The organism is Rhodococcus sp. 27YEA15, from assembly GCF_049739425.1.
Taxonomy (GTDB): Bacteria; Actinomycetota; Actinomycetes; order Mycobacteriales; family Mycobacteriaceae; genus Rhodococcus_F.
In genome coordinates, this window is record NZ_JBMHHW010000001.1 from 2169104 (window position 1) to 2183326 (window position 14223).

13 protein-coding genes are annotated in these 14223 nt (G+C 64.1%); 4 read left to right on the forward strand and 9 right to left on the reverse strand.

Annotation, left to right across the window (positions count from 1 at the left end):
- Positions 1-4: 4 nt before the first annotated feature.
- The gene (locus ABH922_RS10025; RefSeq protein WP_424806779.1) at positions 5-325 is read right to left on the reverse strand and encodes a TfoX/Sxy family protein; all 321 of its coding nucleotides are present in this window, start codon (positions 323-325) and stop codon (positions 5-7) included.
- Between the two features lie 39 nt (positions 326-364).
- Here ABH922_RS10025 and ABH922_RS10030 point away from each other — a divergent pair, with 39 nt between their 5' ends.
- Positions 365-505 (forward strand): hypothetical protein, encoded by a 141-nt coding sequence (locus tag ABH922_RS10030; RefSeq protein ID WP_424806780.1) that lies wholly within the window; start codon positions 365-367, stop codon positions 503-505.
- Positions 506-698: 193 nt separating this feature from the next.
- Here the strand turns inward: ABH922_RS10030 and ABH922_RS10035 are convergent, their stop codons facing one another.
- The 6 genes from ABH922_RS10035 to tkt form a co-directional block, all read right to left on the reverse strand.
- Positions 699-1046 carry an iron chaperone gene (locus ABH922_RS10035; RefSeq protein WP_424806781.1) on the reverse strand — a complete coding sequence of 116 codons (348 nt, stop codon included), beginning with the start codon at positions 1044-1046 and terminating at the stop codon, positions 699-701.
- Between the two features lie 557 nt (positions 1047-1603).
- On the reverse strand, positions 1604-2344 hold the full coding sequence (pgl, locus tag ABH922_RS10040; RefSeq protein ID WP_424806782.1) for a 6-phosphogluconolactonase: 741 nt from the start codon (positions 2342-2344) through the stop codon (positions 1604-1606).
- Positions 2337-3245: a glucose-6-phosphate dehydrogenase assembly protein OpcA gene (opcA, locus tag ABH922_RS10045; protein ID WP_424806783.1), complete on the reverse strand. Its 909-nt coding sequence runs from the start codon at positions 3243-3245 to the stop codon at positions 2337-2339. The genes pgl and opcA overlap by 8 nt, the downstream gene beginning before the upstream one ends.
- On the reverse strand, positions 3245-4789 hold the full coding sequence (gene zwf / locus ABH922_RS10050) for a glucose-6-phosphate dehydrogenase (RefSeq protein ID WP_424806784.1): 1545 nt from the start codon (positions 4787-4789) through the stop codon (positions 3245-3247). Before zwf ends, opcA begins: the two co-directional genes overlap by 1 nt.
- Positions 4790-4793: 4 nt before the next feature.
- Positions 4794-5918, reverse strand: a complete 1125-nt coding sequence (gene tal / locus ABH922_RS10055; protein ID WP_424806785.1) for a transaldolase — start codon at positions 5916-5918, stop codon at positions 4794-4796.
- Between the two features lie 5 nt (positions 5919-5923).
- Entirely contained in the window at positions 5924-8023 is a 2100-nt protein-coding gene (tkt, locus tag ABH922_RS10060) for a transketolase (protein WP_424806786.1), read from the reverse strand.
- Between the two features lie 200 nt (positions 8024-8223).
- On the opposite strand from tkt, the gene ABH922_RS10065 reads away from it, so the two are divergent.
- Positions 8224-9207, forward strand: a complete 984-nt coding sequence (locus ABH922_RS10065) for a heme o synthase (protein WP_424806787.1) — start codon at positions 8224-8226, stop codon at positions 9205-9207.
- Positions 9208-9266: 59 nt separating this feature from the next.
- Here ABH922_RS10065 and ABH922_RS10070 read toward each other — a convergent pair whose 3' ends face one another.
- Entirely contained in the window at positions 9267-10232 is a 966-nt protein-coding gene (locus ABH922_RS10070) for a quinone oxidoreductase family protein (RefSeq protein ID WP_424806788.1), read from the reverse strand.
- A gap of 104 nt (positions 10233-10336) precedes the next feature.
- Here ABH922_RS10070 and ABH922_RS10075 point away from each other — a divergent pair, with 104 nt between their 5' ends.
- Positions 10337-10705: a hypothetical protein gene (locus tag ABH922_RS10075; protein ID WP_424806789.1), complete on the forward strand. Its 369-nt coding sequence runs from the start codon at positions 10337-10339 to the stop codon at positions 10703-10705.
- A gap of 77 nt (positions 10706-10782) precedes the next feature.
- Here the strand turns inward: ABH922_RS10075 and ABH922_RS10080 are convergent, their stop codons facing one another.
- Complete coding sequence (locus ABH922_RS10080) at positions 10783-11760, reverse strand: COX15/CtaA family protein (RefSeq protein ID WP_424806790.1); 978 nt, start codon at positions 11758-11760, stop codon at positions 10783-10785.
- Between the two features lie 211 nt (positions 11761-11971).
- Here ABH922_RS10080 and ABH922_RS10085 point away from each other — a divergent pair, with 211 nt between their 5' ends.
- Positions 11972-14197, forward strand: coding sequence for an NADP-dependent isocitrate dehydrogenase (locus tag ABH922_RS10085; RefSeq protein ID WP_424806791.1), 2226 nt, complete (start codon positions 11972-11974; stop codon positions 14195-14197).
- Positions 14198-14223: the final 26 nt, after the last annotated feature.

The following is a 14223-nucleotide window of genomic DNA, read 5'->3' on the forward strand; positions in this document are numbered from 1 at the left end:
GTAGTCAACGCGCGAAATCGAGAGCTTCTTTGATCCAACCGTCGAATTCGATGTTCGAACTGGTGCCCCTGCGGTCGACAGACACCCATCCTCTGCTCATCGGTTTTCCGCGCATCTCGGGCCAACTTGCGCCCGTACGAGTGAGTAGTTGGTCCACCCGCTCGGGATCGACCCGCACCATGATGTTGCCGTGCGAATTTGCGTTGGCGGCAATCTTTCCGCTCACCAGGAAACTGATGCCGCCGAACATCTTCACCTCACTGACGTCGTCCTCGTCTGCGAGAGCATCGCGTATCCGTTGCGCAAGTGCCTTGTCGTAAGCCATCTGGGAACTCCTTCGGCGTTGGAGTCCAGGCTAGAGCAGATGGCGAAGATGTGCCTGCGGGTCATCGAGGCCACGGCGCCAGTCGGGAAACCAGGTCGAGCTCTCCCCAATGCGCACGGCGGACCCCCACGCACCGATCTCGAGAAGGTGGGCTCCCGCAAACGCGTCAAGAACGGGTGAATGCGTGGCGATCCTGTGTCCACCAGATCATCGAGGAGCGCCGACAGAGTCGGGGTGCCGCGAAGACCATCTGCGCAACAGCCGGAACTGTCATCGGCCTCGTCGACGGATCGTGGCCGCCGTGGTATCCGCATGTGATCGGCCGGATGGGTTGTCTGTCCACGAACGCAGTCTCCCAGGATTTCGGATCGACTCACCACTGCCGGCCGGCGAGTTGCGTGACTATTCGTCGTATCACATCGAGTGGGATCGGCCGGCTCAGCGGAAATTTAACCGTCGATCTCCCCGATCGATAAGCGTCGACGACCCTCTCGAATTCGACATCGCCGGCCGGTACCGGATACAGCGAGATGTGGTGCTTCCATCCGGCGAAATGCACGAAGTTCCGCCCGTCGACCGTCAACGTGGGAATTCGATATCGGATCGTTTCACCGAGATCGGGAATCGTGTCGTGAATCGCCTGACGGACACTGTCGAGAAGTGGCTGCACGTCGACGGGAAACGACCCGATGTATTCGTCGATCGTTGTCCAATCGGTCATGCACGGATATTAACTCGACGAGGTGCCACACTGCCCGTTCGGCAGGGCGGGAATAGTGGAAGGTTTTGCATGCCAATGGCGTATGGCCGCCGACGATATGTGCCGGTACCTTGGCGGACCGCTCACGCTGGGAGGAGAACCGTTGACGGTTCTCGCGGTCGGAGGAGTCGTAATCGTCATTGCTGCCACCTTCTGGGGACAGCGAATCGAACTGGGGTGGCGAGAGTCTCGCGAAGTGAAAGCGGATGCAACGACCTCATCGGTGCCGCCGACCCGTGGTTGACGACGGTTGGGGCGGAACCGAATCGTCGACCGCGGCGTCCAAGGTAGTGATCACTCGGGCAAGCACGCGGTTGGGGGAGAGATGAATCGTTGCGCAGCACACGGCACCGGCTGGAGAAATGGAATCTCGGGGACGAGAACTGTTTCGTCACAGCTTCGTTCGCGTCAGACCGGGATTCGGTGCTGCAGCGGCAATCCTGCCGGCGGCAGTGCTGTCGACGCTCCACCCGGTCGGGAGCCGCCCGAAGACGACCCCCGACCGGTCTGAGGTCAGATCACGGAAGCCTCGACGCCGCGTCCGTGTCGAGGAACCAGCGGGTGGTCTCCGACCCGGTGGCGCCGGCACACGGCCAGTCCACAGCGGCAGCGCCGCCCAGAGCCTCGGCGACAGCCTCGGCTTTGGCGCCACCCGAGACCAGCAACCACACCTCGCGAGCACGGCGAACGGCGGGCAGCGTCAACGTGATTCGCACCGGCGGCGGCTTGGGGGAGTCCGTGACCGCGATGACGAAACGAGAGTCCTCACGCACGGCGTCGGTGTCGGGGAACAGCGAGTTCACGTGCCCCTCACCACCCATGCCGAGCAGGTGGACGTCGAACGCCGGCACGTGCTCACCGTGTGCCTGAGCTGCAAGTAGCTGCTCGTAAGCGGTAGCCGCGCCGTGCGGATCGTCGCCGTAGATGCCGTCGGACGCAGCCATCGGGTGCACGCGATCCGGATCGACGGGCACATGATCGAGCAACGCCGCACGAGCCTGGACTTCGTTGCGTTCCGGATCTCCGGAGGGCAGGAAACGTTCGTCACCCCAGTACAGGTCGACGCGAGACCAGTCGACGTCACCGGAGGCGGTCCGCAGCTGCGCCAACAACGCGATCCCGGCGCCGCCGCCGGTCAATACGATCGACGCGAACCCGCGCTCGTTCTGGGCGGCAACGATCGTCTCGACCAACCGAAGGGCGGCCGCGTCCACGAGCCCGTCGACATCGGCGTACTTTTCGACTGCGATCTCATTCATAGGTGACCTTCTCGAGGCCTGCGAGTGCCTCTTCGTAGATTTCGTCCGGATCGAGTCGACGCAATTCCTCGGCGAGACAATCACGGGTTTCGCGGCGTCCCAACGACACCAGTGCATCGGGCTGCCCGGTGCGGCTCAACGTCGCCGTCGTCCCTTCCTGCGGACGGCTGATGGAGATGCTGTGATCACCGAGTTTGAGTTCGACGGCGAGTTCACCGGTACGTCGAATGACCGGCCCGTCGATCTTGGCTGCCAACCAGCCGGCCAGAATATCGAGTGCAGGTTCGGTTTTCAGGCCCGACACCACCGCTGAGGTGATCTTCTCGTGTGGTGGCTGATCCAGAGCCGACGCCAGCAGAGCGCGCCAGTACGTGATCCGGCTCCACGCCAGGTCGGTGTCGCCCGCCGTGTACGACACCAACCGACTCTTGATGGTGGCGGTGGGATCCGGCGCGCCGGTGGCATCGGTGATGCGCCGGATCGCGAGCTTGCCGACCGGGTCCTTCGCCGGGGTCTCGGGTGCCTCGAGCGGCCACCAGGCCACGACGGGTGTGTCCGGCAACAGGAACGGGATGACGACGCTGCTCTCGTGATCGGCGAGCGGACCGTAGAGGCGAAGGACCACTACCTCCGACGCGCCGGCATCACCGCCCACACGAATCTGGGCGTCGAGGCGAGGTTCACTCTGCTCGTCGCCGCGCAGCAGCACGATGACGCGGCAAGGGTGTTCGCGACTGGCCTGATTGGCAGCCTCGATGGCTGCTTCGGCGTTCCCGTTGTCGCGAGTGCACACGACCAGAGTGAGTACCCGAGAGAGCGAGACGGCGCCGCCGGTGGTGCGCACTTCCACCAGCTTCTTGCTCACCTGCACTGTGGTGGTGGACGGCAAATCGACAATCACTAGGGTCGCCTCCATTCGCGTCCGGTACGGTTCAACATTTCGTCCGCCGAGTGCGGACCCCAGGTGCCGGCCTCGTACGGTTGCGGCTTGCCACCTGCTGCCCAGTATTCGAGAACGGGATCGAGTATCTCCCAAGACAATTCGACCTCGGCGTTCACCGGGAACAGTGACGGTTCCCCGAGGAGGACGTCGAGGATGAGGCGTTCGTACGCCTCGGGCGAGGACTCCGTGAACGCCGTCCCGTACGAGAAGTCCATGTTGACATCTCGTACTTCCATGCTCGAGCCCGGAACCTTGGAACCGAATCGCATGGTGACGCCCTCGTCGGGCTGCACTCGGATGACCAACGCGTTCTGGCCGAGATCCTCGGTCATGGTCTGATCGAACGGCAGATGCGGCGCCCGCTTGAACACCACCGCGATCTCGGTGACCCGGCGTCCGAGACGTTTGCCGGTGCGCAGGTAGAACGGCACCCCGGCCCAGCGGCGGGTATCGACCTCGAGTGTGATTGCCGCGAAGGTCTCGGTCGTGGAATCGGCCGCGAAACCGTCTTCCTCGAGAAGTCCGATCACGGGCAGACCACCCTGCCACCCGCCCGCGTACTGGCCGCGAGCAGTGGTCTCGTCGAGGGGTTCGGCGAGACGGGTGGCAGAGAGGACCTTGATCTTCTCGGCCTGCAAGTTCAGCGGTTCGAAGCTGATGGGTTCTTCCATCGCGGTGAACGCCAGAAGTTGCAGCAGATGGTTCTGGATGACGTCGCGGGCAGCGCCGATCCCGTCGTAGTATCCGGCCCGACCACCGAGACCGATGTCCTCGGCCATGGTGATCTGGACGTGATCGACGTAATGGGCGTTCCAGATCGGATCGAACAACTGGTTTGCGAACCGCAACGCCAGAATGTTCTGGACTGTTTCCTTGCCCAGATAGTGATCGATACGGAAAACGCGGTCCTCAGGGAAGACCTTGTTGACCACCGCGTTGAGTTCGCGAGCACTTTCCAGATCGTGACCGAACGGCTTCTCGATGACCACTCGTCGCCACTGTCCGTCCTCGCCGTGTGCGAGCCCGGAAGCCGACAGCTGTTCCAACACCTGAGGAAATGCATCCGGTGGGATCGCCAGGTAGAAACCGTGGTTACCGCCGATCCCACGTTCGTCGTCCAACTTCGCGAGCGTGGCGGCCAGATTCTCGAAGGCTTCGGCTTCACCGAAACTGCCCTTGACGAACCGGATACCTTCGGCGAGCCGCTCCCAGACATCCTGACGGAACTCGGTGCGGGCACCGGCCTGCACCGCATCGAGGACCACACCGGCGAAGTCCTCGTCGGACCAGTCGCGTCGAGCGAACCCGATGAGAGCAAATCCGGGCGGCAGTAACCCGCGGTTGGCGAGATCGTAAATGGCGGGCATCAGCTTTCGGCGCGCGAGATCACCGGTCACACCGAAGATGACCAGAGCGCACGGCCCCGCGATATGGGGGAGCCGCTTGTCCGTGCTGTCTCGAAGAGGGTTGACCCACTCGGCTGCCGCCGCGGAATCGCTCATCTGGTCAGCTCTTCTGCGTTGCTGCGCGCAGCTGCTCGGCGGTGGCGTCGAGAAGCTCATTCCACGAAACCTCGAACTTGTCGACGCCCTCGGTCTCGAGGACGGCGAACACGTCGACGAGATCGATGCCCACCGCAGTGAGCTGATCGAAGATCGCCTGAGAGTCCTGGGCGGTGCCCGAAATGGTGTCGCCGGTGACCTCGCCGTGATCGGCGAGAGCGTCGAGAGTCTTCTCCGGCATGGTGTTGACCGTGTTCGGAGCAACCAGTTCGGTTACATACAGGGTGTCCGAGTAGTCCGGGTTCTTCACGCCGGTGGACGCCCACAACGGACGCTGCGCCTTGGCGCCGTCGGCGATCAGAGCCTGGAATCGCGGCTGCACCTCGAAGATCTGCTGGTAGGCGTTGTAGGCCAGGCGGGCATTGGCGAGTGCAGCCTTGCCGCGCAGCTCCAGCGCCTCCGGGGTGCCGACAGCGGTGAGTCGGTTGTCGATCTCGGAGTCGACGCGCGAGACGAAGAAGGAGGCAACCGACTCGATTTTCGAGATGTCGCGCCCGGCCGCCTTCGCGGCGTCCAGTCCGTCGAGGTAGGCGCCCATGACGGCTTCGTATCGCTCGACCGAGAAGATCAGCGTCACGTTGACGCTGATGCCTTCGCCGATGACCTTGGCGATGGCGGGGATACCGGCCAACGTCGCGGGAATCTTGATCAGGACGTTCGGACGGTCCACGATCTTGTGCAGCTCGATCGCCTGCGCGATCGTGCCGTCCGTATCGTGAGCCAGCCGCGGATCGACTTCGATGGACACGCGCCCGTCGACGCCGTTGGACGCCTCGAACTGCGGGGCCAGGATGTCGCAGGCCGCACGCACGTCGTCGGTGGTGACGGCAGTGATGGTGGCGTCGACGTCGGCCCCGCGTTGGGCCAACTCGCGAACCTGAGCGTCGTAGTCCGAGCCCTTGGACAGAGCCGCCTGGAAGATCGACGGGTTGGTGGTGACACCCACGATGGACTTGGAGTCGATCAGGTTTTGCAGGTTACCCGACTGGATGCGATCGCGTGAGAGATCGTCGAGCCAGATGGATACTCCTGCAGCGGAGAGCTTTTCGGTGTTCACGTTCTGAGTCATCGAGATCATCCCTTCAGGGCGGCGAGGGAGCGCTGCGCGGCTGCGACAGTCGCGTCGGCGGTGATGCCGAACTCCCGGAACAAGGTCTTGTAATCGGCGGAAGCGCCGTAGTGCTCGATCGACACGGCCTGGCCCGCATCGCCGAGAATGCGCCACCACGGCATGGCGATGCCGGCTTCGACCGACACACGAGCGCGGACGGCAGGCGGAATCACCTCGTCGCGGTACGCCTGATCCTGCTCGAGGAACCAGTCGAGGCACGGAACGGACACGACGCGGGTGGCGACTCCCTGAGCCTCGAGGGTCTCCCGAGCCTGCACTGCGAGGTGCAGTTCGGAACCGGTTGCCAACAGCACGACCTCCGGGGCACCGTTCGCGGCGTCGGCGAGCACGTATGCGCCCCGCTTGACGCCCTCGGCTGCCTTCTCCTTGGTGCCTTCGAGGACCGGGACGTCCTGACGGGTCAGCGCCAGCGCGGTCGGGCCGTCCTTGTGTTCGAGCGCTGCCTGCCAGGCGAACGAGGTCTCGTTGGCGTCACCGGGGCGCACGACCGACAGGTTGGGGATGGCACGCAGTGCCGCGAGGTGCTCGATCGGCTGGTGCGTCGGACCGTCTTCGCCGACACCGATGGAGTCGTGGGTCCAGACGTAGGTGACCGGCGTCTTCATGATCGCGGCGAGGCGAACGGCAGGGCGCATGTAGTCGGAGAACACCATGAACGTTCCGCCGTACGGGCGGGTCGGACCGTGCAGCGCGATGCCGTTGAGGATGGAGCCCATCGCGTGCTCACGGATACCGAAGTGCAGGGTGCGGCCGTACGGTTCGGCATTCCAGTCGCTGGTGGAGATGGACGTCGGACCGAACGAATCGGCGCCCTTGATGGTGGTGAGGTTGCTACCGGCCAGGTCGGCGGAGCCGCCCCACAACTCGGGCAGAACCGGACCCAGGGCACTCAGCGCAGCACCCGACGCCTTACGCGTGGGGATACCCTTCGCGTCAGCCTCGTAGGTGGGCAGTGCATCCGTCCAGCCGGCCGGGAACTCGCCGGCGTGCAGCCGGTCGAAGAGTGCCTTGCGCTCGGTCTCGCGAGCGGCCCAGGCGTCGAACTCGACCTGCCACGCCTTGCGCGCATCCGCACCGCGGGCGACGACCTCACGGGCGTGAGCCAACGCGTCGGCGTCGACGTCGAAGGATTTGCTCGGATCGAAACCGAGAGCCTCCTTGACCGCTGCCACGCCCTCGACACCCAGGGCCGAGCCGTGGACGTCACCGGTGTTCATCTTCGGTGCCGGGTATCCGATGATGGTGCGGAGCAGAATGATCGACGGGCGATCGACGACGGCCTTCGCCGCCGCGACGGCGTCGAGGATGCCGGAGACGTTCTCGCCACCGAGCACGTGCTGGACGTGCCAGCCGTACGCCTCGTAGCGCTTGCCGACGTCCTCACCGAGAGCGATCGCGGTGTCGTGCTCGATGGAGATCTTGTTGTCGTCGTAGAAGACGATCAGGTTGCCCAACTCCTGGACGCCGGCCAATGACGATGCCTCGGAGGTGACGCCCTCTTCGATGTCGCCGTCGGAGGCGATCACGTAGATGTGGTGATCGAAGGGAGATTCGCCTGCGGCGGTTTCGGGATCGAACAACCCGCGCTCACGCCGCGCAGCCATTGCCATCCCGACGGCGGACGACAGGCCCTGACCGAGCGGGCCGGTGGTCATCTCGACGCCGACGGTGTGCCCGACCTCGGGGTGGGCCGGTGTCAGTGAATCCCAGGTGCGCAATGCCTCGATGTCCGACAGTTCGAGGCCGTAGCCCGACAGGTAGAGCTGGGTGTACAGCGTCAGGGACGAGTGCCCGCAGGAGAGGACGAAACGATCGCGGCCGACCCACTTCGCGTCGGAAGGGTCGTGGCGCAGGACTCGCTGAAAAAGGGTGTACGCCAACGGCGCCAAGCTCATGGCGGTTCCGGGGTGGCCGTTGCCGACCTTCTGAACGGCATCGGCCGCGAGCACGCGGGCGGTATCGACAGCCTTGGTGTCCAGGTCGGTCCAGTCCGAGGGGTGGACTGGTTGCGTGAGGACGTGGATCTCGTCTGTGATCGACACTGGCAGATGTCTCCTGACATGGTGTACGTGGATTGCGAGGGTGGGGTGTCCCTCCACTGCATCTGCCAGCCTAATGGTCCTGGCACTGCGGGTCGATTCGGTTCCGACATGGCCGCGGTCTACCATCGTCCGTAGTAGAAGAAAGTGTCAGCCAAGGTCGTGAAGAGATAGTGCGGTAACGCGTGGTGCAAGGAGAGAACGTGCGGACAGGGCAACAGCCGACCGGACATGGCTTCGGCAGCCCCAGTGCCGCCCCGCGAGCAACCAACACCGCGACGGTGTGGGGTCGAGCAACGGGCAAGGTTCTGGCATACATCGCGCTCACGAAGCCGCGAGTGATCGAATTGCTGTTGGTGGCAACCATTCCGGCAATGCTGTTGGCCGATCGAGGATCGGTCGATCTGGTGCTGATCCTGAGCACGCTGTTCGGTGGCTGGATGGGTGCGGCGAGCGCCAATTCCCTGAACTGCGTGGTCGACGCCGACATCGACAAGGTCATGAAGCGCACCGCCAAGCGGCCACTCGCCCGCGAGGCGGTACCCACCCGAAACGCGCTGGTCTTCGGACTGGTACTCGGGGTGGCGTCGTTCGCCTGGCTGTGGTGGCGGGCGAACCTGCTGGCCGGTATTCTCGTCGTGATCACCATCGCGTTCTACGTGCTGATCTACACCATGATCCTCAAGCGCCGGACCTGGCAGAACGTCATCTGGGGTGGCGCCGCCGGCTGTATGCCCGTCCTCGTGGGCTGGGCAGCGGTCACCGGTTCGTTGAGCTGGGAACCGGTGGTGTTGTTCCTGATCATCTTCTTCTGGACGCCGCCGCACACCTGGGCGCTCGCCATGCGATACAAGGAAGACTACGAAGCGGCCGGTGTTCCGATGCTGCCGGTGATCGCCACCGAAGAGCATGTCACCAAGCAGATCCTGTACTACAGCTGGGCCATGGTGATCACCACCCTGCTACTGGTCCCGGCATCGGGTGTCGTGTACGCGGCGGTCTCCGTCCTCGCCGGAGCCTGGTTCCTGCTCATGGCGCATCAGCTCTACCGCAGCGTCCGGGGCGGCGCGGCCGTCAAGCCGCTGCGCCTGTTCCTGCAGTCCAACAACTACCTGGCCATCGTCTTCGTGGGCCTTGCCCTCGACTCGGTCTTCGGGTTGCAGACGATCGCCGACATGCTCAACTGACCCTGCTGTGCGCCTTTGTCAACCGCCCGCGGTCGACAAAGGCGCACAGCAGGTATTGGTCAGGGGATCAGAACTATCGATCCCGTTGTCGCTCGGCCTTCCAGATCACGATGCGCAGTTGCCGCGTCGGCCAGCGGATACTGCGCGCCGACCCGGATGTCGAGAGTGCCTGCCGCGATCGCGTCGAACACTTCCCCGGCCCGCCAGGTCAACTCCTCACGAGTGCGGATGTGATGGCCCAGCGTCGGCCGGGTCAAGAACACCGAACCGGACGAGTTGAGTCGCTGCGGATCCACCGGCGGAACCGGACCACTCGCGGCTCCGAACAGGGCGACCGTTCCGCGGATCCGGACCGACGCCAAGCTCGAATCGAACGTCGTCGCACCGACCCCGTCGTAGGCCGCTGCCACACCCTCCCCGCCGGTCAGGTCGCGTACCCGTGCCGCCACGTCGTCGTCGTATCGCAGGACGTGGGATGCGCCGGCCGCGCGTGAGAGGTCCGCTTTCGCGTCGGAGGACACCGTGGTGATCACCGTGGCACCCAGGCTGACGGCCATCTGGGTGAGAATCAGTCCCACCCCACCTGCGCCGGCGTGTACGAGCACCGCGTCGCCGCCCCGGATCGGATAGGTGGAGTTGGCGAGATAGTGCGCTGTCATGCCTTGGAGCAACGCGGAGGCCGCTGTCGGGGCAGGAACACCGGCGGGCACTTTCACGGCCACAGCGGCGGGAACAGACACCTTCTCGGCATAGCTGCCGGCCACCGCCGCCCAGGCGACGCGATCGCCCACCTCGAAGTCGGTGACGCCCGAACCGACGGACTCGACGACGCCGGTGCCCTCGTCCCCCGGAACGTAGGGGAGTGGACGCGAATACTGGCCGGTTCGGAAATAGGTGTCGATGTAGTTGACGCCGATCGCGTCGGTACGGACGAGGAGATCGTGTGCATCAGGTGTCGGGTCGGGAAGCTCGGTCGGGATCAGGACGTCGGGTCCACCGGTTTCGGTGACATGTATTGCGCGCATGAGTCCTGTTCTACACGCGAGCCACGGTGTATTGCACCCGCGCCGCAGTGGCGACTGTCGGTGCCTGCCTTCACCGGCGTGCTACCGACCAGTATGGTCGAACCATGAGCACCGATACCGAGAAGTCGGACGCGACCCCGTCCGCACCTGCGCCGGCCTTGCCGAAGTCGACGGTCAAGGCGATCGCCACGTTCGTCGCCGATCACGGCGGCTCCGCCAGTGCCGTCATCCAACCGGTCGGCGGGTCCGGTGTCCGCATCACCCTGGTCGGCGCCGACGGAATCCTCGGTGACCAGGTGGTCGCGGATCTGGCCACGGCCAACGCGGTGGTCGCGTCCTTCGACACCGTCACCGTTGCCGAATGGGAACGAGAGATCACCAGCATCGTCACCCCTGCGCCGGGGCACTGGAAGAAGATGGCCGGGTGGGTCGCACATCAGACGCGTTTCCCGAAACCCCGTAACGAAATCTAGGCAGACGCAGACGCGGGCTGCCGGTGAGCATCACGCTCACCGGCAGCCCGCGTCTGCATTCGAGGACCGAGTTCGGGTCAGGACGGCGCCGCAACCGCGTCGGGTGACCTGTCGAACTGACGAGTTTTCCCCGCCGCCCAGACCGCCGCCGTCGCCGCGGTGCACAAACCGGCACCGGCGACGTGCATGACCACGAGAGCGGAAGGCACATTCGTGAAGTACTGCACGATACCGATCAGGGACTGCGCGAGTATGAGCACCAGCAGAACTTTCAGGCGCAGCTTCACCGCCGCCGACGTACCCATCGCGTACAGCCCGAAGGTCAAGCCCACGATCAGAGCCAGATAGCCCACCAGCATCTGCGAGTGCAGATGAACGAGCGTCACGATCTCGATGCCCAGACGCGGTACGGTGCGCTCGATGTTCTTGTCACCCGCGTGCGGGCCGGCTCCGGTGACCAACGTTCCCGCTACCAGGACACCCGCCAACGCGACGGCGGACAGGGCGGTGAGCCAGCGCAACGGACGAGCCGTCACCGTCAACGTCGTGGCATCGTCCGGTTCGGAGATCCGGGCGTACATCACGGTCGCGACCCACACCATCAACATCGACGCCACCAGGTGAATGGCCACTGTCCACCACAGCAGCCCGGTCAGGACGGTGATGCCGCCCATGATGGCCTGCAGGACCGTTCCGAGCGGCATCATCCACGCGTAGACGATTACTTCGCGACGGCGTCGAGCGCGCGTGACCGCCAAGACCACGGCCGCTGCCGTGACCACCACCACGAAGGTCAGCAGTCGATTGCCGAACTCGACAGCCTGGTGCAGTACCGCGACCTCGCCGTGGCCGACGGGAACGAAACTTCCCGGGAAGCACTGGGGCCAGGTGGGGCAGCCGAGCCCGGACGCCGTCACCCGAACCACTGCGCCGGTGACAGCGATGCCGCCCTGCGTCAGGATCACGATGAACGCGATGATCTTCTGCGTTTTCAGCGAGGGGAGAGGTAGTCGATCCACCACGCGCAAGAACCCGGCATACACACTGTTCGCCACATGGACGATCGTAGAGTGCGGTCAACTACACAGTGTCGTTGGGGGCGTGCCCGGGTGGGTGTGGACGACTCCCGTCGGTGCGTTCGGGTCGGCCGAAGTAGTCCGATCCGGCCAGTGGTCAGCACACGTGCGGGTCGAGTGTTTAGGGTTGACGTCGGACGCAGTCACACGAAGACGATGCGTCTAACGGACACTGAGGCGAAGGCGAAACATGAAGGCAAAAAAGCCGACTATCATTTACACGCTGACAGACGAGGCACCGATGCTCGCGACACACGCGTTTCTTCCGGTCGTACAGGCATTTGCCGGTGCGGCCGAAATCGACGTCGAGTCGTCGGACATCTCGGTAGCCAACCGTATACTCGCAGAGTTCCCCGATTACCTCGAAGAGAACCAGCGTGTAACGGACAACCTGGCGGAACTGGGTCGACTGACGCAGTTGCCCGAGACCAACATCATCAAGTTGCCGAACATCAGCGCGTCGGTACCCCAGTTGCTGGCAGCCATCGACGAGCTGCAGGCCAAGGGCTACGCAATTCCCGACTACCCGGGAAATCCGAAGACCGACGAGGAAATCGTGATCCGCGACCGATACACCAAGTGTCTCGGCAGTGCGGTGAACCCCGTCCTGCGCGAGGGCAACTCGGATCGGCGCGCGCCGAAGGCGGTCAAGGAATACGCCCGCAAGCATCCGCACAGCATGGGTAAGTGGTCGATGGCGTCACGTACCCACGTCGCACACATGCGGGAAGGCGATTTCTACCACGGTGAGAAGTCGACCGTGGTCGACGGTGACCGTGACGTCAAGATGGAGCTGCTCACCGCAGACGGCGAGACCATCGTGCTCAAGCCCAAGGTGTCCCTCACCGACGGCGACGTGATCGACAGCATGTTCATGAGCAAGAAAGCGCTGATCGACTTCTACGAAGAGCAGATGCAGGACGCCTACGAGACGGGCGTCATGTTGTCACTGCACGTCAAGGCGACCATGATGCGGGTTTCGCACCCGATCGTGTTCGGCCATGCCGTCCGGGTCTTCTACAAGGACGCGTTCGCCAAGCACGGTGAACTGTTCGAGGAACTCGGCGTCAACGTCAACAACGGTCTGTCGGATCTGCACGCCAAGATCGACACGCTCCCGGCCTCCAAGCGCGACGAGATCGTCGAGGATCTGCACAAGTGCCATGAGCACCGCCCGGAACTGGCGATGGTCGACTCTGCACGTGGAATCTCGAACTTCCACTCTCCGAGCGATGTCATCGTGGACGCGTCGATGCCCGCGATGATCCGCGCCGGCGGCAAGATGTGGGGAGCGGACGGTCGTCCGAAGGACACCAAGGCAGTCAACCCGGAGTCCACGTTCGCCCGGATCTACCAGGAGATGGTGAACTTCTGCAAGACGAACGGTGCGTTCGATCCCACCACGATGGGTACCGTTCCCAACGTCGGCCTGATGGCGCAGAAGGCCGAGGAGTACGGATCTCACGACAAGACGTTCGAGGTTCCGACGGCCGGCGTCGCCAACATCACCGATCTCGCCACTGGTGAGGTGCTGTTGACGCAGAACGTCGAAGAGGGCGACATCTGGCGGTTGTGCATCGTCAAGGATGCTCCGATCCAGGACTGGGTGGCGTTGGCCGTTCGGCGCTCACGCGAGTCCGGAATGCCGGTCGTCTTCTGGCTCGATCCGTACCGCCCGCACGAGAACAACCTGATCACCAAGGTGCGCACGTACCTCTCGGATCACGACACCGAGGGTCTCGACATCCAGATCATGTCCCAGGTTCGTGCCATCCGGTACACGATGGAGCGGCTGGTTCGCGGCCTCGACACCATCTCCGCAACGGGCAACATCCTGCGTGACTACCTCACCGACCTGTTCCCGATCATCGAGCTCGGTACCAGTGCGAAGATGCTCTCGATCGTTCCGCTCATGGCGGGTGGCGGCCTGTACGAAACCGGTGCGGGTGGTTCGGCGCCCAAGCACGTCAAGCAGCTGCTCGAAGAGAACCACTTGCGCTGGGACTCCCTCGGTGAATACCTGGCTCTTGCCGTCAGTCTCGAGGATCTCGGACGCAAGACCGGAGACGCCAAGGTATCGGTTCTGGCGAAGGCACTGGACGCGGCCACCGGCACGTTGCTCGAGAACAACAAGGGTCCTTCACGCTCGACGGGCGAACTCGACAACCGCGGCAGCCAGTTCTACCTCGCCCTGTACTGGGCGCAGGAGTTGGCGCAGCAGACCGAGAGCCCGGAACTGGCAGCGCATTTCGCTCCGCTGGCGCAGCGGTTGGCCGAGAACGAAGACGTCATCGTCAAGGAACTCAACGATGCGCAGGGCAAGCCGGTCGATATCGGCGGCTACTACCTCCCTGATCCCGAAGCCGCTTCTGCCGTCATGCGGCCGAGTAAGACCTTCAACGAGGTCCTGGCTTAGGTGAATTCGGCACCTGTGAGTGGAAA

Coding starts and splice junctions, on each gene's coding strand:
- ABH922_RS10070 (WP_424806788.1), bottom strand. CDS start 10,232: ATGCGCGCAATACATGTCACCGAAACCGGTGGACCCGACGTCCTGATC.
- ABH922_RS10025 (WP_424806779.1), bottom strand. CDS start 325: ATGGCTTACGACAAGGCACTTGCGCAACGGATACGCGATGCTCTCGCA.
- ABH922_RS10030 (WP_424806780.1), top strand. CDS start 365: ATGGCGAAGATGTGCCTGCGGGTCATCGAGGCCACGGCGCCAGTCGGG.
- ABH922_RS10085 (WP_424806791.1), top strand. CDS start 11,972: ATGAAGGCAAAAAAGCCGACTATCATTTACACGCTGACAGACGAGGCA.
- ABH922_RS10075 (WP_424806789.1), top strand. CDS start 10,337: ATGAGCACCGATACCGAGAAGTCGGACGCGACCCCGTCCGCACCTGCG.
- ABH922_RS10035 (WP_424806781.1), bottom strand. CDS start 1,046: ATGACCGATTGGACAACGATCGACGAATACATCGGGTCGTTTCCCGTC.
- zwf (WP_424806784.1), bottom strand. CDS start 4,789: ATGAGCGATTCCGCGGCGGCAGCCGAGTGGGTCAACCCTCTTCGAGAC.
- pgl (WP_424806782.1), bottom strand. CDS start 2,344: ATGAATGAGATCGCAGTCGAAAAGTACGCCGATGTCGACGGGCTCGTG.
- tal (WP_424806785.1), bottom strand. CDS start 5,918: ATGACTCAGAACGTGAACACCGAAAAGCTCTCCGCTGCAGGAGTATCC.